Source organism: Pseudomonas sp. IT-P12, from assembly GCF_949767465.1.
Classification (GTDB): domain Bacteria; phylum Pseudomonadota; class Gammaproteobacteria; order Pseudomonadales; family Pseudomonadaceae; genus Aquipseudomonas.
The window spans coordinates 46,332-70,650 of record NZ_CATKPY010000003.1 but is presented as its reverse complement, the minus strand read 5'-3'; the positions used below and the strand labels follow the sequence as shown (position 1 = coordinate 70,650).

Below are 24,319 nucleotides of genomic sequence, written 5' to 3'. Positions count from 1 at the left end.
GCCATGACTCGCGGCAAATGGTTGGCGGCCTTGTGCCTGGTGCCGTTCACCCTGTTCTTTATCGTGTTCGAGATCGCCCCGCTCGTCTGGGTAATGATCAACAGCCTGCAATCGGAAGAGTCCGGCTGGGGACTGGCCAACTTCAGCAAGATCTTCGGTTCGAAGTTCTACCGCCAGGCGATCCAGTACAGCCTCGAGATCAGCTTCTGGTCGAGCGTGTTCGGCATCATCATTGCCGTCCTCGGCGCCTACTCCCTGCGCCGGGTCGATTCGAAGCTGCGCAACTTCGTCAACGCCTTCGCCAACATGACCAGCAACTTCGCCGGCGTGCCCCTGGCCTTCGCGTTCATCATCCTGCTGGGGTTCAACGGCAGCTTCACGATCATGCTCAAGCAGGCCGGCATCATCCAGGATTTCAACCTGTACTCGAAAACCGGCCTGATCATCCTCTACACCTACTTCCAGATCCCCCTCGGCGTGCTGCTGCTCTACCCGGCCTTCGATGCATTGCGTGAAGACTGGCGCGAGTCCGCCGAACTGCTGGGTGCCAGTGGCTGGCAGTTCTGGCGCCACATCGGCTTGCCGGTGCTGACCCCGGCGCTGCTCGGCACCTTCGTGATCCTGCTGGCCAACGCCCTCGGCGCCTACGCCACGGTGTATGCCCTGACCACCGGCAACTTCAACGTGCTGCCGATCCGCATTGCGGCAATGGTGTCCGGCGACATTTCCCTCGATCCGAACCTGGCCAGTGCGCTGGCCGTGGTGCTGGTGGCGTTGATGACCCTGGTGACGGTCGTGCATCAGTTGCTGTTGAAGAGGAGCTACCATGTCTCGCGCTGAACTGGGCCCCGTCGGTATCTATCACCGGGTCGTGGTGTATCTGCTGTTCGCCATACTGCTGCTGCCGCTGGCCGGGACACTGGTGTACTCCATCGCCAGCAGTTGGTCGGCGACCGTCCTGCCCAGCGGTTTCACGCTCAAATGGTACATCGCGCTGTGGAGCGACCCGCGTTTTCTCCACGCCTTCGGCCAATCGCTGCTGGTCTGTGTCGGTGCGTTGATCCTGTCGGTGGTGCTGATCCTGCCGCTGCTGTTCGTGGTGCATTACCACTTCCCGAAACTCGATGCGCTGATGAACATCCTGATCCTGCTGCCCTTCGCGGTGCCGCCGGTGGTGTCGTCCGTGGGCCTGCTGCAACTGTACGGTTCCGGGCCGTTTGCGATGGTGGGTACGCCGTGGATCCTGATCGGCTGCTACTTCACGGTCGCGCTGCCGTTCATGTACCGGGCGATCACCAACAACCTGCAAGCGATCAACCTGCGCGACCTGATGGACGCCGCGCAATTGCTCGGCGCCAGCACCTGGCAAGCGGCCTTCCTGGTGGTGCTGCCCAACCTGCGCAAGGGTCTGATGGTGGCATTGCTGCTGTCGTTCTCGTTCCTGTTCGGCGAGTTCGTCTTCGCCAACATCCTCGTCGGCACCCGCTACGAAACCCTGCAGGTCTACCTCAACAACATGCGTAACAGCAGCGGCCACTTCACCAGTGCGCTGGTGATTTCCTACTTCTTCTTCGTACTGGTTCTGACCTGGGCGGCCAACATTTTGAACAGGGACAAAAGCGAATGAGCTATGTCAGCGTCCAACACCTTCAGAAAAATTACGCCGGCACCACGGTGTTCAGCGACATCAACTGCGAAATCCACAAGGGTGAGTTCGTCACCCTGCTCGGTCCGTCCGGTTGCGGTAAATCCACCTTGCTGCGCTGCATCGCCGGACTGACCCCGGTCGATGGCGGAAAGATCCTGCTCGACGGTGTCGACATCGTGCCGCTGAGCCCGCAAAAACGCGGGATCGGCATGGTGTTCCAGAGCTATGCGTTGTTCCCGAACATGACCGTCGAACAGAACGTCGCGTTCGGCTTGCGCATGCAAAAGGTCAACAGCGACGACAGCCGGACGCGCGTCGCCGAGGTGCTGAAACTGGTGGAGCTCAGCGACTTCGCCTCGCGTTATCCGCACCAGTTGTCCGGCGGCCAATGCCAGCGTGTCGCTCTGGCCCGGTCACTGGTGACGCGGCCACGGTTGTTGTTGCTGGACGAGCCACTCTCGGCCCTCGATGCGCGAATTCGCAAACACTTGCGCGAACAGATCCGTCAGATCCAGCGCGAACTCGGCCTGACAACCATCTTCGTGACCCACGATCAGGAAGAAGCGCTGACCATGTCTGACCGGATTTTCCTGATGAACCAGGGAAAAATCGTACAGAGCGGCGACGCCGAAACCCTGTACACCGCACCGGTGGACGTGTTCGCCGCCGGTTTCATCGGCAACTACAACCTGCTGGATGCCGACAGCGCGAGCAAACTGCTGCAACGGCCGATCAGCCATCGCATTGCCATTCGCCCGGAAGCCATCGAACTGAGCCTGGAAGGCGAGCTGGATGCACAGGTGCGCAGCCACAGCCTGTTGGGCAACGTGATTCGCTACCGGATCGAAGCGCGAGGCGTGGAATTGGTGGTGGATGTGCTCAACCGTTCGGCGAGCGATCTGCATCCCGACGGTCAGCGCCTGGCACTTTCCATCGATCCGACGGCCCTGTGTGAGGTAGCCTGATGCCTTTGTTGATGCTCAAGAGAGAACTGCACTGATGGCCCTGGCAATTTTTGATCTGGACGAAACCCTGATCCACGGCGACTGCGCCACCCTGTGGGCCGAGCAAATGGGACGCCTGGGCTGGGTCGATCCCGAGTCGTTCATGCGCCGCAACAACGAGCTGATGGACGCCTACAGCCATGGCAAGCTGCGCATGGAGGACTACATGACCTTCAGCCTGGAGCCGATGATCGGGCGCACACCCGCCGAGATCGATCACCTGGTCGGCCCGTGGGTCGAGGACTTCATCGAACCAATCATCTTCAGCGATGCCACCCGAGCCATCGCCGCCCACCGCAAGGCCGAGGACCGGATTCTGGTGATCTCGGCGTCGGGCACCCACCTGGTTCGGCCGATTGCCGAACGCCTGGGCATCGACGAGATTCTCGGCATCGAGCTGGAGGTGCTGCATGGGGTGTACAGCGGCAACACCACCGGCACCCTGACGTACCGGGAGGGCAAGATTACGCGCTTGCTGGAATGGCTGGATGCGGAAGAGGAAAACCTCGAAGGCGCAAGTTTCTACTCGGACTCACGCAACGACTTGCCGCTGCTGCTCAAGGTCGATTTCCCACACGTGGTCAACCCGGATCCGGTCCTGCGTGAACACGCGGAGAAAGCCGGCTGGCCGATTCATCTCTGGAAGTGACCCTGCGGGAGCGGGCTTGCTCGCTCCCACAGTTATGCTGCTGTCAGCTCAAACTCTCGTCGATCACCAGCACCACCTTCCCAGCCACCTTGTTGCTCGCCAGCTCCGTAAACGCCGCTTCGGCATCCTTGATCGGGAAGGTCCTGGCCAGTTGCGGGTTCAGGCGTCCTTCGGCGAACAGCGGCCACACGTGCTGGCTGAGATCGCTGAACAGATCTGCCTTGAACTGATCGTCGCGACTGCGCAGGGTCGAGCCCAGCAGTTGCACGCGCTTGGCCAGCACCTGTGCCAGATCCAGCTGCGCCTCGCGGCCACCCATCAAGCCAATCAGCACCCAACGGCCATCACTGGCCAGCAGTTTCAGGTTCAGGGCGGCGTAGTGACCGCCGACCGGGTCAAGGATGACGTCGAACGGCCCCAGGTCCCTCAGGCTGTCCAGGTCATCGCTTCGAACCACGCCGCCCTGGGCGCCCAGCGCTTCGCAGTACGCCAGGCGCTCGGCGGAACCGACACTGACCCAGCACGGGTTGCCGAACGCCTTGCACAGCTGAATGGCAGCTGAACCGATTCCACTTGCGCCGGCGTGCAGGAGAACTTTCTCACCGGGTTTGAGCGCAGCCAATTGAAACAAATTCAGCCAGACCGTGGCATAGACTTCGGGGAGCGCTGCCGCCTCGATCAGGGACAATCCTTGCGGCACCGGCAGCACATGCCGTCCGTCGACAACCACCTCTTCGGCCATTCCGCCCCCGGCCAGCAAGGCGCAGACCCGGTCACCGACCTGCCAGGACGAGCCCGGGCCGACCTCGCTGATCACTCCGGAACACTCTAGACCGAGCACCTGACTGGCCCCTGGCGGCGGCGGATAAAGGCCCGCTTTTTGTAATAAATCGGCGCGATTAAGACCCGCAGCCGACACACGAATGCGAACTTGCCCTACATCACATGTAGGACTGGGCTCTTCAACCCATGCCACTTGACCTTCCACGCCTTGCAATGCTTTCACAGTGCCTCCATAGTGAGTCTGGACTGAGCCCGAAGCTGTATCGCCGGGCTTTTTGCATTATGCGACCGGCCCTCGTGGAACCGGCGACTTCAAAGACGGCCTAATATGCGTTATCAATTGTCCCTGCGTCGAATCGGCATGAAGCACCTGTTCCCCAGCACCGCCCTCGCCCTGTTTATTGGTATCGGCCTGATGCCGATGTCGAGCAATACGTTCGCAGCCAATAGCTGGGACAAGCTTCAGCCTGATCGTGACGAAGTGATCGCCAGCCTGAATGTCGTCGAGTTGCTCAAGCGCCACCACTACAGCAAGCCGCCGCTCGATGATGCGCGCTCGGTGATCATCTACGACAGCTACATCAAGCTGCTGGATCCGTCGCGCAGCTACTTCATGGCCAGCGACATCGCCGAATTCGACAAATGGAAGACGCAGTTCGACGACTTCCTCAAGAGCGGCGACCTGAACGCCGGGTTCACCATCTACAAGCGCTATCTGGACCGCGTCAAGGCGCGCCTGGACTTCGCCCTTGCCGAGTTGAACAAAGGCGTCGACAAGATCGACTTCAACACCAAGGAAACCTTGCTGATCGACCGCAAGGATGCCCCTTGGCTCAAGTCCACCGCCGAACTGGACGACCTGTGGCGCAAGCGCGTCAAGGACGAAGTGCTGCGCCAGAAGATCGCGGGCAAGGACCCCAAGCAGATTCAGGAAACCCTGACCAAGCGCTACAAGAATCAACTGGCGCGCCTGGACCAGACCCGCGCCGAGGACATCTTCCAGGCGTACATCAACACCTTCGCCATGTCCTACGACCCGCACACCAATTATCTGTCACCGGATAACGCGGAGAACTTCGACATCAACATGAGCCTGTCCCTGGAGGGCATTGGCGCCGTGTTGCAGAGCGACAACGATCAGGTGAAAGTCGTCCGCCTGGTGCCAGCCGGCCCGGCGGACAAGACCAAACAGGTCGCTCCGGCCGACAAGATCATCGGCGTTGCCCAGGGCAACAAGGAAATGGTCGACGTCGTTGGCTGGCGCCTGGACGAAGTGGTCAAGCTGATCCGTGGTCCGAAGGGCACCGTGGTGCGCCTGGAAGTCATCCCGGCCAGCAACGCGCCGAATGACCAGACCAGCAAGATCGTGCCGATCACCCGCGAGGCGGTGAAGCTTGAAGACCAGGCGGTGAAAAAGTCGGTCCTCAACCTGAAACAGGACGGCAAGGACTACAAGCTCGGCATCATCGAGATCCCGGCCTTCTACCTGGACTTCAAGGCCTTCCGTGCCGGTGATCCGGACTACAAGAGCACCACTCGCGACGTCAAGAAACTGCTGACCGAGTTGCAGAAAGAGAAAGTCGACGGCGTGGTCATCGACCTGCGCAACAACGGCGGCGGCTCCTTGCAGGAAGCCACCGAGCTGACCAGCCTGTTCATCGACAAGGGGCCGACCGTGCTCGTGCGTAACGCCGATGGCCGCGTCGACGTACTGGAAGATGAAAACCCGGGCGCCTTCTACAAAGGCCCGATGGCGCTGCTGGTCAACCGCCTGTCTGCCTCGGCTTCGGAGATTTTCGCCGGCGCCATGCAGGACTATCACCGCGCACTGATCATTGGTGGCCAGACCTTCGGCAAAGGCACCGTGCAGACCATTCAGCCGCTGAACCATGGCGAGCTGAAACTGACCCTGGCCAAGTTCTACCGGGTTTCCGGCCAGAGCACCCAGCATCAGGGCGTTCTGCCAGATATCGATTACCCATCGATCATCGACACCAAGGAAATCGGCGAAAGCGCCCTCCCGGAAGCCATGCCATGGGACACCATCCGTGCAGCCATCAAGCCTGCGGTCGATCCGTTCAAGCCGTACCTCACCCAGCTCAAATCCGAGCATGACGTGCGCACGGCCAAGGATGCGGAGTTCGTGTTCATTCGCGACAAGCTGGCCCTGGCGCAAAAACTGATGGCGGAAAAAACCGTCAGCCTCAATGAAGCCGATCGTCGTGCCCAACATGCCGATATCGAAGCCCAGCAACTGGCGATGGAAAACATCCGTCGCAAGGCCAAGGGTGAAGAGCCGCTCAAAGAGCTGAAGAAAGAAGACGAAGACGCCGCAGCGGCCGAGCCGGACAAGGTCAAACCGGAAGACGATGCCTACCTGAGCGAGACCGGGCGCATCCTGTTGGACTACCTGAAACTCAACACGGCGGTGGCCAAGCACTAAGATGATGGCTTTTTAATGCTGACGCCCTCGAGGCGTCATCAAACAGTCATCAATCTGTCGTGAAATACAGGACTGGGACTTCTCTTGAACAAGAGCGCTCCCGGTCCTTTTTTTTAGCCCGAGATCGCCATGACCACGACCGAACAGCTGAGTGCGTTGAGTTCAATCCTGACTCAAAGCGGTTTACACAGCCTGTTCCAGCCCATCATTTCGCTTTCCGAACGGCGAATTGTGGGTTTTGAAGCCCTCAGTCGCGGCCCCTCCAACAGCCCGCTGCACTCGCCCATCGCCCTGTTCGCCGTCGCCCGTCAGGCCGGCCGCTTGAACGAACTGGAAATCGCGTGCCGCGAGAGCGCTTGCCGACGCTTCCACGAACAACAACTGCCCGGCAAACTGTTCCTCAACGTGTCGCCGGAATCCCTGCTTGAAGCCGCCCACCAACCGGGCCGGACCCTGCAACTGCTGAAGGATTTCGGTATTCCGCCCAGCCAGGTGGTCATCGAGCTGACCGAACAGACGCCGATTGACGACTTTCAACTGCTGCAAAATGCACTCAATCACTACCGGGCGATGGGGTTCTCCATTGCGCTGGATGATCTGGGCGCCGGCTATTCAAGCCTGCGTCTGTGGTCCGAGTTGCGACCCGACTATGTGAAGATCGATCGGCACTTCATCGACGGCATCCATCAGGACGCGCTCAAGCGTGAGTTTGTCGGCTCGATCATGCAAATCGCCAAGGCCTCCCGGGCCCGGGTGATTGCCGAGGGGATCGAGTTGCCGGAAGAGCTCGCGGTGCTGACCGACATGGGCGTCGACCTGGTCCAGGGTTATCTGCTCTGCCGGCCACAGGAACAGCCGCCGAGGGATGCGCGAAACCTGATGCCCAAACAGGATAGCGCCGCCGTGGCGTTGAACGACGAGGGCAGCGACCTCAGCGCCTTGCTCAACGATCAGCCCGCGGTCGCCCGGGATACACCGACGGCAACGGTGCTGGAAGCCTTCCGGCGCCAGGCCAACCTGAACTCGCTGGCGGTGCTCGACGAACAAGGACGTCCTTGCGGCATCGTGCACCGGCATTCGCTGTCGGACGCCCTGCTCAAGCCGTTCGCCACCGACCTGTTCGCCCGCAAACCCATCAGCCGGCTGATGAGTGACGATTTCCTCGCCGTGGAAATGAGCCAGTCGCTGCAACAGGTCAGCCGCCTGATCACCAGCCGCGCCCGGCAACGCATCGAAGAAGACTTCATCATTACCTTGAACGGCGGCTACCTGGGTTTGGGCCGGGTCATCGATGTGCTGAAGCTGATTACCGAACTGAAGATCCAGCAAGCCCGCTACGCCAACCCGCTGACCCTGCTGCCGGGCAACGTGCCGATTCAGCAATGCCTGACGCGATTGCTGCAACAGCAACGGGAGTCGATCATCTGCTACGTCGACATCGACAGCTTCAAACCCTTCAACGACATCTACGGCTACGGTCGTGGCGACGAGGTCCTGCTGTGCCTGGCGCAATGCCTGAACGATCGCGTCGACCCCTCCCGTGACTTCGTCGGCCATATCGGCGGCGACGACTTCCTGCTGGTGCTCGGGCCGGACGACTGGCGCAAACGCCTGAACCAGTTGCTGGACGACTTCCAGAGCCAGTGCCGACGCTTCTATCGCGCCGAACACCTGGAAGCCGGCTGCTTCATCGCCCCCAACCGTCAGGGCGTGCGCCAGGAGTTCGCGCTGCTGTCGCTGTCGATCGGTGTGGTGCATTTGCATGCGCAAGCCTGCGCCCACCTCGACGCGAGCCAATTGGCGGAAATGGCGTCCCAAGCCAAGCACCACGCGAAGAACATGCCGGGGTACAGCGTGCACGTGATCGATAGCCTGGCGACGGCAGAGCCTGAAGTGCAATGCTGATCGCTCCCACACAACACCTGTGGGAGCGTGGCTTGCCCGCGATTGAGCGCGAAACGGTCACAAAATCTATCAAGCCAAGAGTTAGAATGGCCTACCACGTTGACTGATCTTCAAAGCTTGCTTTACTCAAATCCTCTTTCCAGACTTCTTGTGCCAAGACATAGACATGTTCGAAGAAACCACGGGGATCAGCCAACTCGTACCACTCTCCACGCGGCCAACTGGAAGTTTCGCTCTCATCGATTTCGAATAAACTCTGAAAATTATAGTTCTGGTCACTCAGCTTGCTAGCCAAAGACTGCACCAAGACAAACTTATGCCGATAAGACATGTAGCTTTTATCCAAACTGTATTTTCTTATCAGCACAGACCTATCATTCTCATCGTTTGGATCAAATATTTCGAGCTCCTCACCCAGTGTTTCTTCGCGATCATAAACATTGAAAACCCCGATAAACCACATTAGATCAGGATCAAACTCTTCGTCTAAAAACGGATCACGCAACATTATTTCTTCTCCGATGGAAAACCTGTATATGGACGCTTCACATCGCCCTGATCAAACTTAACTTCAGACCAATTCATGTTTTCATTTAGTTTAGGAGATGTTTGATTCTTTTTATTTGGCTTATAACCACGACCAGCTCCTGGGAGTTCCATTCTAACAATTGGATCCTTGTTGTGGTCTTTTCCCGTATGAGGCTTTAAACCCAAGGCTTCCCTACTTAACGCTTTGTTCAAAGCACTAAGGTGAACCTTCCAGTTATTGAACTGGGAGCTAGGACTCCCTTTTGCATCCCTAGGTCTTCTGCCGGTGTGTGGGTCCGTTCCATCAATCGCCCGCTGTTTAAGCGCAGCATCAGGTATTTCCGAGCTGTGCTTTTTGACAGTATGCATTTTGTACTTCTTCTCAAACTCAAGAACCCGCCGTTTGGCATTCGCCTCCGCCAACTCATCAATTCTCTCTTGCCTCTGCTCCGCTGATATCGTCGGCAGTTGAGGCCCGCCCTCATCTACATTCGCACCAGAAATACCATCCGGCACATCACACCCAGGCCTCCCCGCCCCCGGACAACTCCCGCTCAACCCCAACGGATCAACCCACCCCGTCGGGTTCAGCGCATACCGATACTGATTCAGCCCCCCCGCCAATTTCACCGGGTCCGGCGTGAGGTAGCGGCCTGTATCCGGATCATAGTAGCGATGCCGGTTGTAGTGCAGACCGCTCTCGGTGTCGAAGTATTGGCCCTGGAACCGCAGGGGTTGATCGATGTGCTCCCCGCCGCCATGGGCCAGCTGTGTGACTTTACCGTAGGCGTTGTACTTCGCTGACCAGACGATTTCGCCGCTGTAGTCGGTCAGTTCCTGCGGTGTGCCGAGGTGGTCGAGTTGGTAGTAGAACGGGCAGGCCTGGCTTGGGCCTTTGCCGTCGAGCAGGGCCAGGGGGCGGAAAGTGCCGGGTTCGTAGAGGTAGCTGCGGTAGTGGGCGCGACTGCTTTCGGCAACGAGGTGGTCGCCCTGCCAGAAGAACTCGGTGGTGTGGCCGTCGACGGTTTTGGCGATGCGGCGGCCGAAGGCGTCGTAGCGGTAGCTGGTGACGCGGCCATCGGGCGAGGTGACGCCAATCAGGCGGTGCTGACAGTCGTAGCGGTATTCGGTGACGAGTGTTTGCCCGGTGCCGCGACGTTCGCGCATGAGGTTGCCGAAGGCGTCGTAGTCGTAATGCCGGTCACCCTGCATCAGCAGGCGATTGCCGGCGACTTTTGCCACGCCCGGGCGGTCCTGCATCAGCAGGTTGCCGGCCGGGTCATGGGCGAAGCTCTCGGCGGGATCGTCGCGGGTGTGGCGTACGCGGCTCAGGCGGTTGAGGGCATCGTAGTAGTAGCTGCGCTGGCCGTGGCGGCTGTCGGCGAGGGTGGCGAGGTTGCCGTTGACCGCATAGCTGTAGTGGCGCATGTACAACGCTCGGTTTTGCCGGTTGATCGCGTGTACTTGCAGGCGGCCCTGCTCGTCGTGGTGGTAGTGGCTGGTGAGTTGACCCTGCTGCCGTTGCAGCTCGCGGCCAAAGGCAAACTGGTGGGTGGTGAGGCGTGCGCCGTTGAGGTCGATGGCGCTCAGGGTGCCGCCCTTTTCGTGGTGGTAATCCAGCTGGCTGCCGTCCGGCAGGCGCATACGGTTGAGCTGGCCACAGGCATCGTAGCCATAACGCAAGGTGCCCCAGCCCTGATGCTCGGCGATCAACCGGTCCTGCGGGTCGTACTCGAACTCCAGCGGATGGTCGTGGCCATCGTTGACGCAGATCAGCCGCCCCAGGCTGTCGTAGCGGTACTCGACCTTGCAGTCATCGGGCAGCGTCTTGAGCAACAGCCGCCCCGCCGAATCACGCTCATAGGCCGTGACCTGCTGCGAGCCGTCCTTGCCGAATTCGGTTTTCTCCAGCAGATGCCCATTGAGGTCATAGGCATAGGCCGTACGTTGCCCATCGAACCCCTGCTCCTCGCGGATCAGACCACCGGGCGTGTAGGCCAGCCGGTATTTTTCGCCGGATTCGTTTTCGATTTCCGTGAGTAACAGCTGCGCGTTGTCGTAGCGATATCTTCGTTGGGTGCCGTCGGGATTGATCCGCCGGCTGACCAGGTGCAAGTCTTCGAAGTACTCGTAGCGCGTGACGTGGCCAAGCTCATTGCATTCGGTGGTGGGTTTCCCGTAGGCGTTGTAGCGCCAGGTCCGGGTGGCGCCTGTCGGCAGCGTCGTCTGGACCAGTCGTCCAACGGCGTCCCACGCGTACCGGGTGACGTTGCCGTTTTCGTCCTGACGGGTAATCTGCCGCCCCAGCGCATCGTAGGAAAACTGTCGATGTCCCCCGTCCGGCAAGGTTTCTTCGACCAACTGGCCCAGAGCATTGCTGACAAAGACATGCCGGCTGTTGTCCGGGTAGCGGATCGACAGCAGTTGCCCCTGTTGATCGTAGAAATAGTGAGTGACCTGCCCATCAGGATCGGTGGCGGCGGTGATGTCGCCCTGAGCATTGCGCTCATAGCGCCACACGGCCTTGCCGCGAGAGCGGGCATGCAGGAAACCGTTGCGGTACTCGTAGGCAGTCGGCTCATCCTGCGGTGGGATCAACGCCACCAACCGTCCCACTTCGTCGTAGTGGTACTCGGTGATGGCGCCCAGCGGATCCTGTTCGGCGATCAGCCGGCCCTGGTCGTCATAAGCCTTGAGGTGTTCGCCGCCGTCGAGCCCGACCTGGCGCACCAGCCGCGCGCGGTCGTCGTGCTGGTAGATTTCCTGGCTACCATCGAGGTTGTGAACAGTGACAAGGCCCGGGTCATCCCAGACATAGCGCGCGTCCATCTGGGTAAACGATGCCCAATGCCGGATGCATCGCGCCGCCCTGCCGGCCCTTTCCCATTCCCAGTAGAAACTCGCACCACCGGCCAGTTGCCGCTGGAGGATGACGTGCTGGTCATCGTAGTCGTAGCGTTCGCTTTCACCGGCCGCGTTGCTGGCCTCGATCAGTTGTCCGCGTTCGTTGTAGCGATAGCTGACCAGCGTCTGCTCGGTCACCCAGGACTGCTCCAACGTGTCCGCCGGGACAAACCGCTGGTAGTCGACCGCCACCAGATGGCGGCGGTCATGACGCAGTTGCAGGGCCCGCCCGACGCCATTGTCGAGGCGTTTGAGGCGCCCCTGGGGGTCACGGGTGATTCGCAGGCGATTACCGTAACCGTCGCTGATGGCGGTCAACTGGCCGTTGATGAAGTGATAGAAACGCACCTCATCGCCGGCCTGGGCGAGAATCAGTTCTTCAGGCTCATCGCCCAGGTAAATGGCCGCACGCGACAGGCTGTTGTGGATCGCCGGACGTTCGATCGTGGGCAGCGCAAAGGCAGTCCGGCGATTCTCATGGTCGATCCAGAGAACGCCGGCGCCTTCGATCTGCAGTCGATGGGCCAGGCTGTGACTCCAGCCGTGGCCGAGGCCGCTATCGATCTCAACCGCACTGGTGCGATAAAGTCGGATGAATTCGAACCCCAGGATGCCGTCCAGCGCGCCGTCGGTGAGGGTCAGCAGCTCTTCGCCAGTGACCATCGACACCGGGCATTGGTGAGTGGCGGTCCTGTCGACAGTATCGGCGCTGTCGCCATTGGGGTTGGTGGCCTGCTTCGGAACGTCGTCGTGGTGTTCGTTCTGTTTGAGCGTGGTGTTGCGCCTGGCGTCCCAGCGCAACTGCACTCCGCCGTTTTTCACCCCTGCCGTCGCGCCTCTCGCAGCGACCGGTTTATAACGACCGACGTAGCCCATGAAGGTGTCGACGATCGCGACCATCGACTTCACGAAAGCCATGGCGGCGTTGAACAGCTGCGCGCCGTACCTGGCCAGGCGCGCGGTCAACCAGGCAACGCCCACCCCGACCACACTCAACACCAGGCCGATCAACAGGTCGATGACCAACCCGACGACAACCTTGGCAATGGCCTCGGCCGATGCCCCGGCCAGTTGCGCCGGGGGCAGCATCTCCAGCCACAAGGTGGCGGTGCGCATCAGCAAACACAGGGCGGCCTCGTCACTGGCCAGCAGCATGGCTTTTTCCATCTGCTCGGGCGCGCTTTTGGCGAGCCCGGCCAGCTCCCCGGCGCTTTCACCGAGTTTTTCGGCGAAGGCCAGCGGGTCTTTCAGAATCTCGGAAACTTCGCCAATTCCATCCCAGACCGCCTGAATCGCCGCCCAGCTGCCGGCGAGCAGGCCGTTACCCACAGCCGTCACCGACGCGGATGGCGGCGACCACTGCGGCTTGAAGCCTTGCCACTGTCCGCGCAGCCAGCTTTCCAGCTGCCCGGCGAGGCTATTGTAGGAAGCGAACAGTTGATCAATCTGGTCCGGCGTCACCTCGCTGTGGACATGCACACGGTAGAACTGGCCGGCCATGCCCTTGAACGTTCCCCTGCCATGCCGATCAAGGGTGAGCGGGGTCTTTTGCCCCCCCTCAACCGCGATCACATCGACCTGAAGGTTCCCCAATGGAATGTCATGAACCGATTCGAACCGGCTTTCGATCTGCAGCAACCCGTTGCGCGGGCATTGCGCCACGCTGGAGAAAAAGTCGTTATCGCCACTGCTGACCGACGTGGTGGTATTGCCCAGCTTGATCTGCCGCTCCATGCCCAGGAGCGATGGCATGTCCGTTGCGCGGCTGACGTTGTCTGCCGTACGGGTTAAAAAACCCTGCAATTGCTGGCGATAAAGACTGAGTGTGTCGGCGAAACCGTCGAGCTCCTGCTCGATGCGAGCAATGTGCGCCATCAGCGCACCGCTACGCGGGCAGTGAAGTCAGAAAACCGGTCGATCATGGGCAATCCCTCGCGAAAATGAGCACGCGAGACAATGCGGAGGTTCAAAAGAGAAAGAAGTCAGGAAAGTAAGAGGCGGATGTAGGGTAAATCCCTAATTAGCGCTTTTCAGAATCAAGCAGACAAAAACGCCAACGTGGCGCCAGGTTGCCCTGTCGCCACGTCAGTGGGTGTCTATCGAAGAGGTTACTGGGCGGTGTCGCGATCGGCCAATTGCGCCAGCTTGATCTCGGCCAACGGGTGCCCCGCTTTCACTGCCAGGTTCCAGAACCGGGCGGCTTCCACCGGGTCCGGTGCTTTGCTCGCACTTCCGGCCAGGCTGATCACGCCGACTTGATACGCCGCCTTGCCATCGCCCGCCAGCGCCGCCAGGCGCAGCAAGCGCACGCCTTCTTCACGGGCGCCGATGCCCACACCCCGGAAGGTCAGAATGTGGCCGTAGAAGCTCTGCGCGCCGACATCGCCCAGGTTGGCCATGCGCGAGAACTGGCTTTCCATCCAACTCCACACCTTCGGCTGGCGAACGGCCCATGTCCAGTGGAAAAGCCGACGGGCCAGCCAGTACCCCGCCCGCGCCTTGATACGTAACAACATTCAGGCCTCCGCCGATTCCGGGTATTCGTACTCGAAGACGCGCACCACTTCCGACGCATGCCAGGACGCCGCCGCGACGCCATCGGACGGCCCGGAGAAACGCCCCAGGCGTTCGACACATTCGAAAAAACCGGTGCGCGGCAGGCGGCTGGCGCCCTGGCTGATCACCAGCGAACTGCGCAGGGGCTGTTCGGCCTTGGCGTCCAGCGCGGCCAGATGCTCCAGTGCCGCCGTCAAGGTTTGCATGGCCGGCGTCGGCAGTTGCAATCGCTCCAGCAACGCGCGGTAGGTCAGCAGGTGTCGCTGACGGCGAGCCTGATCAAGCTCGCCCAGCAACCCGTCCCAATGTTGACGACTGATGCGTACGCTCACGATTCGTCCCTCCACCCTGGCACCGTCAGTTCCCAGGCCAGACTGCGGCGAATCGCGGCGTCGGGCTGACGCTCGCCACTTTCGATCATGGCCAGATAAGACGGGCTGATGCCTACCGTGCGGGCGAGCGCCTCGATGGCGATGCCCTTTGCTTCGCGCAAACTGCGTAGTTGATCCAGGCCCGGGAGAATCGGGTCCGGTGTGGCCGGCTGACGCCCTGGGGCGGCCTGCGGCGGTTGCTGGTCAATGCCTGCTGCTTTCAGTAAAGCCTGATACTGAGCCCACGGCAGAACCGCGTATTCGGGCTCGCCTTCGCGTGTGATTATCTGAATATCCATGACTTCCCCGTAGGACAACGACACTAAACGAGTCGGTGCTTTTCCTTGGAAGTGTAATCCTAACAGCGGCCAAGGTCGCGGGGTATGACTTGAGGGACGATCCCTAACAAAATCAGGCTTTTTTCGGGCCCTGAAGCTGAAGTTGCTCCGGGGTATCGGGCAGCCGCTCGACCACCACCAGTTTCTCCGGCACCTGGCGGTTGCGCCAGGCACGAAAGGCGTTGAGCTCGTCGTCGAGCACCTTCATCAGCCAGGCGAGCACGGCGATGTCATCGAGCATGCCGAACACCGGGATGAAATCCGGAATCGCGTCCACGGGGCTGAGGAAATACATCAGACCGGCCACGACCGAGAGCAGCGCTTTCGGGCTGATGGCACGGTATTCGCCTCGCCAGTACGCCAGACACAACGACTGCAACAAGCGCAGATCTTCCTTGAGCTTGCCCAGGCGGTTGCCCTGGCTGGCGCTTTTGCTGGCCACGGCAAACAGCAGCGTCGGCAATCTGCCACGGGCCAGCAGGCGTCCGGCCAGCGGCAGGAAACGAGCGAAATTCCACGGAGCTTTCATCATTCCTCCCACTGCAGGGTTATCCACACAAATTGTGGATAACCTTGTGAACAGACCGGCAATTCACGGCTGAAAGGCCCGTTTCACAAGGGCCTCGCTTAGATCGGGCGTTTTTTACTCACATAAAAAAACCCAATATTTCATTGACTTGGCACCCCCAGCGCGGTTAGCGCAGGTGCCTCAATGGCTCTGACTGCGTCCTGCCATATCCGTTCGCTTTGTTTACCTTCCCCTGGCGCCAGATGCAACAACGCCCCGCATGAGCGAGGCGTTGCTGGCAGAGCAGGCGCTGATTACTTCGCAGCGTCGTCTTGCTTGGCAGGGTCCTTGATGGCCAGCAGTTCCAGATCGAACACCAGCACCGAGTTGGCTGGAATCGCCGGGCTAGGGCTTTGCGCGCCGTAGGCCAGTTCGCTAGGAATGTACAGCTTGTACTTCTCGCCGACGTGCATCAGTTGCAGGCCTTCGACCCAACCCGGGATCACGCCGCTGACCGGCAGATCGATCGGGCTGCCACGCTCGACGGAGCTGTCGAACACGGTGCCGTTGGTCAGGGTGCCGGTGTAGTGCACGGTCACGACGTCAGTCGGCTTCGGCTGCGGGCCGTCGGCTTTCTTGATCACTTCGTACTGCAGGCCCGAAGCCGTCGTGGTGACACCGGCTTTCTTGGCGTTGTCCTCGAGGAATTTCTTGCCGGCGGCAGCCGACTCTTCGCTCATCTTGGCCATGCGCTCTTCGGCACGCTTTTGCAGGGCGGCAAAGGCTTCGACCAGTTCTTCGTCTTTCAGCTTCTGCTCTTTCTTGCCGACGGCATCTTCGATGCCCTGGGCAACGGCTTTGGAGTCCAGATCGTCCATGCCTTCCTGAGCCAGGCTCTTGCCCATGTTCAGGCCAATCCCGTAGGAAGCTTTTTGCGCCGGGGTTTTCAGCTCTACGCTGGTCTGCGAATCACAACCCGCAAGTACCAGGCTAACCAGGGCCACCGCCGCCGCCAACCGATGCTGTTTCATGCTATTTCCTTGTTCATGCGCCAAAAGGGCAATCGAGTAAAGCCGCGAGCTTATCAGGCGGCCACGACCAATGGCTACCGGGATGAGAACAGGATGTTACCGATAAGTTCAGGTGTTTTAACGCATTTACGCATTCCAATGATGAAGCTTCTGTCATCCGCACCTCACGGGCGCAAACTGACCTGCGTCATCTCTGGCGTAATGGCCACTTGCCGCAAATTATCAGCTCAGGCATAAGGAAGCGATAAATCGACAAGGATTGTTAACTTGCGCCTCTTCTACCGATTGCTGATTCTGATCGTGGCACTGCTGGGCCTGGGCCTGGCGGTGGTCCTGTATTACGTCGCCAACCCGAAACTGCCGAGCGGGACACCCGCGCAACAGGTGCACTACCTGGAGCAGTGGAGCGCGAACGACCGCCAGACTTACTATTTCACCCCCCAGGGCACGCAAGTCAAAGGCCTGCGCTATGACTGGTTTACCGCGCTCGAACTCCCCTTCTCGCAGCAACGCTTCACCGCGCCGGAGTACCTGGCACGTTTTGGCTTCTTGATCGATCCCGACCAGAAAGCCACGCCGAACAATCCGGGTAACCTGCCCGTCGGCTTTGCCCGTCATCAGAACCCCGGCAGCCCGGATCAGTTTCTCGACATTACCTGTGCCGCCTGCCACACCGGCGAGTTGCGTTTCAACGGCCAGGCGATCCGCATCGACGGTGGCTCGGCGCAACACGTCTTGCCCTCCAGTGTTCCTACACTACGCGGTGGCAGTTTCGGACAGGCCCTGGTCGCCAGCCTGGCCTCGACTTACTACAACCCCTGGAAGTTCGAACGTTTCGCCCGCAACGTGCTGGGCCCGGACTACGACGCCCGACATCAGCAACTGCGCCAGGACTTCAAAAAGTCCCTGGACACGTTCCTCAAGGTCGCCTGGAACGATACCCACCGCGGGCTCTATCCGACGCAAGAAGGCCCTGGCCGCACCGACGCGTTCGGGCGCATCGCCAATGCCAGTTTCGGCGATGCGATTTCCCCGAGCAATTACCGGGTCGCCAACGCGCCGGTCGACTACCCCCAGCTGTGGGACATGTGGACCTTCGACTGGGTGCAGTGGAATGGTTCGGCGCAACAGCCCATGGCGCGCAATATCGGCGAAGCCCTGGGTGTAGGCGCGACCCTGAATTTCTTCGATGAGAACCGGCAGCCGCTCAGGGGCGAGGACCGATACCCCTCCAGCGTGCGGGTGCGCGACCTGCACCTGATCGAGGAAACCCTGCAACGACTCAAGCCACCGGCCTGGCCGGAAGACCTGCTCGGTGCCATCGACAAACCGTTGGCCGCCAGGGGCCGGGGGCTGTTCGCCGAAAACTGCGCCGGTTGCCATGTGCCGAAGGTGACCCTAGAGGGCGAGCGCTGGGTCCAGCATTTGCACATGCTGCCCGTCGAGATCATCGGCACCGATGCGACGGCCGCCAACAACATCGCCAACCACCGTTTCGACCTGACCGCGCTGCAATGGGACCCGGCCGAACTGGAGAACATGGAGGTCAAACTGCACCCCAAACCCACGGAGCCGCTGGATCTCAGCCAGCTGTCGGTGGCCAAGGGTCTGGCCTACGTGACGGCATTCGTCGAGAACCGCGCCTACCGCGAAGCCAACATCACCCCGCAGGAGAAGCCGCAGTTCGACGGCTTCGGCCTGCCGATCGGCGTGCGGGAAAAAGTCGCCTACAAGGCCCGGCCCCTGGCGGGCGTCTGGGCCACGGCGCCATTCCTGCACAACGGCTCGGTGCCGAGTATTTATCAATTGCTGTCGCCCCAGGATGAACGCGCCACCACGTTCTATCGAGGCACGTTCGAGTATGACCCGCGCCACCTGGGCTATCGCACCGAAGCCTTCACCAACGGTTTCCTGTTCGATACGCGGATCACCGGCAACCGCAACAGCGGCCATGAATTCCGCGCCGGCGAACGTCGCAATGGCGTCATTGGCCGGCTGCTGCAACCCGAAGAACGCTGGGCGCTGCTGGAGTACCTGAAAGTGCTGGGCGGCCCGCTGGAGAAACAATTGCCATGATCATGACCACCTTCAAAAAGGAACTGCCGCTGCTGGCCAGGCTCTGGCTGTGGTTGGGGCGCCTGCTCGGCAAGATTCTGCTGATTGCACTGGGCATCGGCCTGCTCGGCTGGGCACTGGCCAGCGCCTGGTTTGCCTGGCAGCACCGCGGGCCGGTGTCGGCGCTGGAGCAGATCCCGGACGGCGAAGCCGCCATGACCCAGGACGTGATCCAGACCGCCGTGCGCATTGTCGATCAGCACCGCGAAGGCACCCGTTACCTGCGTGACGCCCACGCCAAGGCCCATGGCTGCGTGAAGGCAGAAGTCCAGGTGTTGCCGGAACTGGCGCAGGAGCTTCGGCGCGGCGTTTTCAGCGAACCGGGCAAACGCTGGCAAGCCACCCTGCGCCTGTCCAACGGCAACGCCTATCCGCAGTTCGACAGCATCCGCGATGCCCGGGGCATGGCGATCAAACTGCACGATGTTCCAGGCAAACAACTGCTGGCCAACCGACAAGACCTGCACGAGCAGGATTTCGTGATGTTCAGCCACCCGAACTTCTTTGTCAGCAACGTCGCCGAATACCGTCAGAATGTCGCAGCACAAGCCGACGGCAAAAAGGTCATGGCGTTTTTCCCCGGTTGGGATCCGCGCAGCTGGCAAATCCGCCATTTGTTCATTGCCCTGGCAACGCTGTCTGCGCCGCCGCAAAGCCCGACCCTGACCACCTACTTTTCCGTGTCGCCCTACAAGTTCGGCGAGGCCAATGCCAAGTTCAGGGTCATGCCGGATCCGGATAACTGCCCGGCCTACACCTTGCCCAGGCAGAATCAGGACCTGCCGAACTTCCTGCGCAGCGCCCTGATCCAGCAACTGTCCACCGACCGGATACCGGCGTGTTTTGTCTTGCAGATCCAGCGCCAGGACGCGAACCGGTTCATGCCGATCGAAGACACCAGCATCGAGTGGCGCGAGCAGGATGCACCTTTCGAAACCGTGGCCCGCATCACCCTGCCCGCCCAGGACTTCGATACCCCGGCGCAGAACCTGCAATGCGACAACCTGTCGTTCAACCCGTGGTTCGGCCTCGAGGCGCATCGGCCGATCGGCGGGATCAACCGACTGCGCAAGGCGGTGTACGAATCGGTCAGCGACTATCGGCACAGCCGAAACGCCCCGTAGGCGCAGCCGGTCAAGCTGTAAGGCTCGCGATGGACCCAAGAACGACCTGGGGGCAGACGCCCCGCAGCATCCTTGACTTCCATCGCGAGCGCGCTCGCTCCAACAGGGAAAAGGGTCGTTACCACACGGCGATGTGGGAGTCGGCCCGCGGTTCGGTGCCGCCGCACAACACACCGCTCACCGGGTCACGCAGAATGATCTGGCCGCGACCATAGTCGGTCAGGTCATTGGCGATCTGCACCTGATGCCCGCGCCGGGCCAGGGCGTTGGCCAGGTCGCGGGAGGCGCCCTGCTCGATGCCGACCTTCATTTCGCCCAGCCATTGCCAGCGCGGAGCGTCCAGCGCCGCTTGTGGGTTGAGGCCGAAGTCCACCAGGTTCATGACCATCTGCACATGCCCCTGGGGTTGCATGTAGCCGCCCATCACCCCGAACGGACCGAGCGCTTCGCCGCCCTGGCTAAGGAACCCGGGAATGATGGTGTGAAACGTCTTCTTGCCCGGTGCCAGGCAGTTGGCGTGGGCTGGATCGAGACTGAATTCCTGGCCGCGATTCTGCAAGGCGATGCCACTGTCGGGCAGTACCACCCCGGAGCCGAAGCCGTGGTAGTTGCTCTGGATGAACGACACCATGTTGCCCTGCGCATCGGCGCAGGCCAGGTACACCGTGCCGCTGGCATGGGGATCGCCGGGCGCGGGCGGCTGGGCCTGTTCGCCGATCTGCGCGCGGCGCCGGGCACTGTAGGCATCGCTGAGCAGGTCAGCCACCGCCACACGCATGTGCTGCGGATCGGTGATGTAGTGCAGGCCGTCGCTGTAGGCCAGCTTCATGGCCTCCAATTGTCGGTGCCAGGTCTGCTGGCTGTCACGGTGGTCGAAGTCGAAGCCTTCGAGGATTTTCAAGGTCATCAGGGCCACTAGGCCCTGGCCACTCGGCGGGATTTCCCAGACGTCGACGCCCCGGTAGTTGATGTGGATCGGCTCGACCCATTGCGCCCGGTAATCGGCCAGGTCCGTGGCACGCAGGTAACCGCCGGTGGCCCGGGAATGGGCATCCAGGCGTTGCGCCAGCGCGCCGCGATACAGGCTTTCACAGGTGGTGGCCGCCAGTTCTTCCAGCGTCCGGGCCTGAGCCGGGTTGCGGAACAATTCGCCGGCCCTGGGCGCTCGACCGTCGATCAGGAACGTCTCGAACCAGGGCTCAAGCAACGCGTCGCGATGCGGGCTGAATTCATCCAGGGCGACCTGCCATTGATGGGCGACCACCGGCGACAAGGGAAAGCCCTCGCGCGCCAGGCTGATGGCCGGTTGCAGCAGGTCGGCAAACGGCAGCTTGCCAAAACGCCGGGACAGTTCGGCCCAGGCCGAAGGGCATCCGGGCACGGTGACCGGGGTCCAGCCGTACAACGGCATCTGTGAGTGCCCCGCCGCCTTGACCGCCTCGATGTCGAGCGCCGCCGGCGCGTGGCCGTTGGCGTTCAACCCATGCAACTGGCCCTGGGTCCAGACCAGCGCAAACGCGTCACCGCCGAGGCCGCAGCCGGTGGGTTCGACCACGGTCAGGGCCGCCGCCGTGGCGATGGCCGCATCGATGGCGTTGCCGCCCTGACGCATGATTTCAATGCCGGCCTCGGCGGCCAGGGGCTGCGAGGCGGCGACCATCCCTCGGCGGGCAAACACGCTCTGGCGCTGGGAGGGATAGGGGTACTCATGGGCAGAAAATTTCAACATGGCAAACACTCGTCAATTCATTGGCCGGACTTGATCCGGTTCCACTCGCGGGTGATCAGGCGCTGGATCGCATCCGGCAGGTCGGCGGAAACGAAGGCGTGGCTGATCACCTCATCGCCGGGGTAGATGCCGGCATTGCTACTGACCTTAGGGTCCATCAGCGCGGTGGCGTCCTTGTTCGGATTGGCGTAGCCCACGTAATCGCTGACCGGCGCGATCACCTCGGGGCGCAACAGGTAATCGATCAACTGATGGGCGCCGGCGGCATTGCCCGCGTCCTTGGGAATGGCCAGCATGTCGAACCACAGGTTGACCCCTTCCTTGGGCAGCAGGTAGCGGATGTCAGCCTGTTTCCCCGCCTCTTTCGCACGGGTCTGGGCCTGCATCACGTCGCCGGAATAGCCGATGGCCACGCAGATATCGCCGTTGGCCAGGTCCGCGGTGTATTTCGACGAGTTGAAATAGGTCACCGACGGCTTGAGCTTCATCAGCAGTGCCGAGGCTTTCTTGTAGTCTTCGGGGCGGGTGCTGTTGGGGTCCAGGCCCAGGTACAGCAAGGCCTGGGGAATGATCTTCACCGGCGCATCGAGAAAGGCAACGCCGCAGCGCTTGAGCTTGGCGAGGTTGACCGGATCGAAGACCATGGACCAGGAGTCCAGCACCACGTCCTTGCCCAGGACAGCGCGGACTTTTTCCTCGTTGTAGCCGATGCCCACCGTGCCCCACATATAAGGCACAGCGTATCGATTGCCAGGGTCGGCGGCTTCCAGGCGCTGCATCAAACGCGGATCGAGGTGTTTCCAGTTACCCAGCAGGTTGCGCTGCAACGGCTGGTAGGCGCCGGCACGGATCTGCTTGGACAAGAACTGGCTCGAAGGCACGACCAGGTCATACCCCGAATGACCGGACAACAGCTTGGCCTCGAGCATTTCGTTGGTGTCGAAAATGTCGTACTGAACCTTGATCGCGCTGGTCTGCTCGAAATTTTTCAAGGTATCCGGTGCAATGTAGTCGGACCAGTTGTACATCTTCACCACCGGTTCGGCGGCGTGCACCTGGGGCAAAACGGCGGCCAGGCACAAGGCTGCGGCAAGACGGGATAAACGCATCGACAACTCCTTGGAAAAAATCACAGCACACGGCTGAGAAAGGCTTGCGTACGGGGATGGGTGGGGCGGCTGAAAATCTGTTCCGGCGGCCCTTGTTCAATCAACTCGCCCTGGTCGAGCACCACCACACGGTCCGCCACTTCCCGGGCAAAGCCCATTTCATGGGTGACCACGACCATGGTCATGCCTTCCTCGGCCAATTCCTTCATCACTTGCAACACCTCGCCCACGGTTTCCGGGTCCAGGGCACTGGTGGGCTCGTCGAACAGCATGGCCTGGGGTTTCATCGCCAGCGCACGGGCGATCGCTACGCGCTGCTGCTGACCGCCGGAGAGCATCGACGGGTAATGCGCGGCCTTGTCCGCCAGGCCAACCCGCGCCAGCAAGCTGCGGGCGTGTTCCAGCGCCTGGGCCCGAGGCACGCCGAGCACGTGGATCGGCGCTTCGATGATGTTTTCCAGGGCAGTCATGTGCGGGAACAGGTTGAAACGCTGGAACACCATGCCGATGTCCCGGCGCTGACGGGCGATTTCGCGCTCCGAATCACGTACCAGGCTGCCATCCGCGCGTTCGCGGTAGCCCATGGCCCGGCCATTGACGCGGATCCGTCCGCCCTGGATGTCCTCCAGCAGGTTGATGCAGCGAATAAAGGTGGTCTTGCCCGAACCCGAGGCGCCGATCAGCACCACCACTTCCCCGCGCCGCACTTGCAGGGAAACGCCCTTGAGAATCTCCAGATCGCCAAAGGACTTGTGAATGTCCTGGGCATCGATGATCACGTCTTCGTGTGCCATGCTTAGCGTCCCCGCAGCAGTTTCAGGGTCTGGCGGCCGAACATGCGGCTGCTGGCAGGCGGCGGCGAGGGCCGGTCCGACTGGCCGAAGCGAGTTTCCAGCCATCGCTGGAAGAAGCCCCAGAGCGTGGTCAGCATCAGGAAATAGATCGCCACCACCAGGTACAGCTCAAACACGCGGAAGGTCGCCGAGGTCACCATCTGCGTGCTCAGCAGCAACTCCTGCACACCAATCACGCTGACCAGGGTGGTGTTCTTGAGCATCACATTGAATTCGTTGCCCAGCGGTGGAACGATCACCCGGAACGCCTGCGGCAGTACGATCCGCCGCATCAGCTTGCCGAAGGTCATGCCCAGCGAGCGCCCGGCCTCGTACTGGCCCTTGTCCACGGCACCGATCCCGGCACGGATGATCTCCGACATGTAGGCGCCTTCATTCAGGCCCAGGGCGATGATTGCCGCCTGGATGTTGCCCGGCACCACCAGCCCGAACAGCTCCAGGTCCTCGAAGCGGAAAATCCCCCCCGCAGCCAGCGCGGTGTAGAGAAAGACAATCTGCACCAGCAGCGGCGTCCCCCGCATCAGCCACACGTAAAAGCGCACCGGCAGGTGCAGCAAGGGGTTGCGTGACAAGCGCATCAGCGCCGCCACCAGCCCCAGCGCACAGCCCATCAACATCGCCAGCACACTGATCAGGCACGTCAGCCAGAGCCCGGTGAGGTAGACCCCGCTGGGTTGCAACAGGTACTGCCAGAACACATCCCAATTGAAATTCATCAGG

At 61.2% G+C, this 24,319-nt stretch carries 20 protein-coding genes; 8 read left to right on the top strand and 12 right to left on the bottom strand.

The genetic code is table 11. The features are described 5' to 3' along the window. Positions 1-3 precede the first annotated feature (3 nt). The 4 genes from ACM6IM_RS02015 to ACM6IM_RS02000 are packed head-to-tail and all read left to right on the top strand — an operon-like array spanning position 4 to position 3,301. Positions 4-840, top strand: a complete 837-nt coding sequence (locus ACM6IM_RS02015) for an ABC transporter permease (RefSeq protein ID WP_192306415.1) — start codon at positions 4-6, stop codon at positions 838-840. Beyond that, positions 827-1,627, top strand: coding sequence for an ABC transporter permease (locus tag ACM6IM_RS02010; protein ID WP_201193015.1), 801 nt, complete (start codon positions 827-829; stop codon positions 1,625-1,627). The genes ACM6IM_RS02015 and ACM6IM_RS02010 overlap by 14 nt, the downstream gene beginning before the upstream one ends. After that, positions 1,624-2,613, top strand: coding sequence for an ABC transporter ATP-binding protein (locus ACM6IM_RS02005; RefSeq protein WP_201193017.1), 990 nt, complete (start codon positions 1,624-1,626; stop codon positions 2,611-2,613). Before ACM6IM_RS02010 ends, ACM6IM_RS02005 begins: the two co-directional genes overlap by 4 nt. A 34-nt stretch (positions 2,614-2,647) precedes the next feature. Further along, a complete protein-coding gene (locus ACM6IM_RS02000) occupies positions 2,648-3,301 on the top strand; it encodes an HAD family hydrolase (RefSeq protein ID WP_192306186.1) in 654 nt (217 codons plus the stop codon). Between the two features lie 43 nt (positions 3,302-3,344). Here ACM6IM_RS02000 and ACM6IM_RS01995 read toward each other — a convergent pair whose 3' ends face one another. Beyond that, entirely contained in the window at positions 3,345-4,307 is a 963-nt protein-coding gene (locus ACM6IM_RS01995; protein WP_414864026.1) for a zinc-binding dehydrogenase, read from the bottom strand. 138 nt (positions 4,308-4,445) lie between these two features. Between ACM6IM_RS01995 and ACM6IM_RS01990 the strand changes: the two genes are divergently transcribed. Then, entirely contained in the window at positions 4,446-6,527 is a 2,082-nt protein-coding gene (locus ACM6IM_RS01990; protein WP_192306413.1) for a carboxy terminal-processing peptidase, read from the top strand. A gap of 129 nt (positions 6,528-6,656) precedes the next feature. Further along, positions 6,657-8,432: a bifunctional diguanylate cyclase/phosphodiesterase gene (locus ACM6IM_RS01985; RefSeq protein ID WP_414864025.1), complete on the top strand. Its 1,776-nt coding sequence runs from the start codon at positions 6,657-6,659 to the stop codon at positions 8,430-8,432. Between the two features lie 91 nt (positions 8,433-8,523). On the opposite strand, the gene ACM6IM_RS01980 is transcribed toward ACM6IM_RS01985, so the two are convergent. From ACM6IM_RS01980 to ACM6IM_RS01950, 7 genes are all read right to left on the bottom strand, one after another. Continuing rightward, a complete protein-coding gene (locus tag ACM6IM_RS01980) occupies positions 8,524-8,940 on the bottom strand; it encodes a hypothetical protein (RefSeq protein WP_414864024.1) in 417 nt (138 codons plus the stop codon). Then, on the bottom strand, positions 8,940-13,739 hold the full coding sequence (locus ACM6IM_RS01975) for an RHS repeat-associated core domain-containing protein (protein WP_414864023.1): 4,800 nt from the start codon (positions 13,737-13,739) through the stop codon (positions 8,940-8,942). Before ACM6IM_RS01975 ends, ACM6IM_RS01980 begins: the two co-directional genes overlap by 1 nt. A gap of 233 nt (positions 13,740-13,972) precedes the next feature. Then, positions 13,973-14,380 carry a sel1 repeat family protein gene (locus tag ACM6IM_RS01970; protein ID WP_414864022.1) on the bottom strand — a complete coding sequence of 136 codons (408 nt, stop codon included), beginning with the start codon at positions 14,378-14,380 and terminating at the stop codon, positions 13,973-13,975. Continuing rightward, positions 14,381-14,752 carry a hypothetical protein gene (locus ACM6IM_RS01965; protein ID WP_003223109.1) on the bottom strand — a complete coding sequence of 124 codons (372 nt, stop codon included), beginning with the start codon at positions 14,750-14,752 and terminating at the stop codon, positions 14,381-14,383. Further along, on the bottom strand, positions 14,749-15,090 hold the full coding sequence (locus tag ACM6IM_RS01960; RefSeq protein ID WP_192306174.1) for a helix-turn-helix domain-containing protein: 342 nt from the start codon (positions 15,088-15,090) through the stop codon (positions 14,749-14,751). Before ACM6IM_RS01960 ends, ACM6IM_RS01965 begins: the two co-directional genes overlap by 4 nt. A gap of 112 nt (positions 15,091-15,202) precedes the next feature. After that, positions 15,203-15,658, bottom strand: coding sequence for a YkvA family protein (locus tag ACM6IM_RS01955; protein WP_192306172.1), 456 nt, complete (start codon positions 15,656-15,658; stop codon positions 15,203-15,205). Positions 15,659-15,951: 293 nt separating this feature from the next. Next, positions 15,952-16,668 (bottom strand): FKBP-type peptidyl-prolyl cis-trans isomerase, encoded by a 717-nt coding sequence (locus ACM6IM_RS01950; RefSeq protein ID WP_017337365.1) that lies wholly within the window; start codon positions 16,666-16,668, stop codon positions 15,952-15,954. Between the two features lie 267 nt (positions 16,669-16,935). Between ACM6IM_RS01950 and ACM6IM_RS01945 the strand changes: the two genes are divergently transcribed. Continuing rightward, positions 16,936-18,744 (top strand): di-heme-cytochrome C peroxidase, encoded by a 1,809-nt coding sequence (locus tag ACM6IM_RS01945; protein WP_414864021.1) that lies wholly within the window; start codon positions 16,936-16,938, stop codon positions 18,742-18,744. After that, entirely contained in the window at positions 18,741-19,907 is a 1,167-nt protein-coding gene (locus ACM6IM_RS01940) for a catalase family protein (RefSeq protein ID WP_414864020.1), read from the top strand. The genes ACM6IM_RS01945 and ACM6IM_RS01940 overlap by 4 nt, the downstream gene beginning before the upstream one ends. A gap of 118 nt (positions 19,908-20,025) precedes the next feature. Here ACM6IM_RS01940 and ACM6IM_RS01935 read toward each other — a convergent pair whose 3' ends face one another. Genes ACM6IM_RS01935 through ACM6IM_RS01920 form a run of 4 tightly spaced genes read right to left on the bottom strand, consistent with a single transcriptional unit; the run spans position 20,026 to position 24,315 of the window. Beyond that, complete coding sequence (locus ACM6IM_RS01935) at positions 20,026-21,636, bottom strand: gamma-glutamyltransferase family protein (RefSeq protein ID WP_192306164.1); 1,611 nt, start codon at positions 21,634-21,636, stop codon at positions 20,026-20,028. Between the two features lie 17 nt (positions 21,637-21,653). Next, on the bottom strand, positions 21,654-22,745 hold the full coding sequence (locus ACM6IM_RS01930; protein ID WP_414864019.1) for a polyamine ABC transporter substrate-binding protein: 1,092 nt from the start codon (positions 22,743-22,745) through the stop codon (positions 21,654-21,656). Positions 22,746-22,765: 20 nt separating this feature from the next. Continuing rightward, complete coding sequence (locus ACM6IM_RS01925) at positions 22,766-23,539, bottom strand: amino acid ABC transporter ATP-binding protein (RefSeq protein WP_192306160.1); 774 nt, start codon at positions 23,537-23,539, stop codon at positions 22,766-22,768. Positions 23,540-23,541: 2 nt separating this feature from the next. After that, a complete protein-coding gene (locus ACM6IM_RS01920; RefSeq protein ID WP_192306158.1) occupies positions 23,542-24,315 on the bottom strand; it encodes an amino acid ABC transporter permease in 774 nt (257 codons plus the stop codon). Positions 24,316-24,319 lie beyond the last annotated feature (4 nt).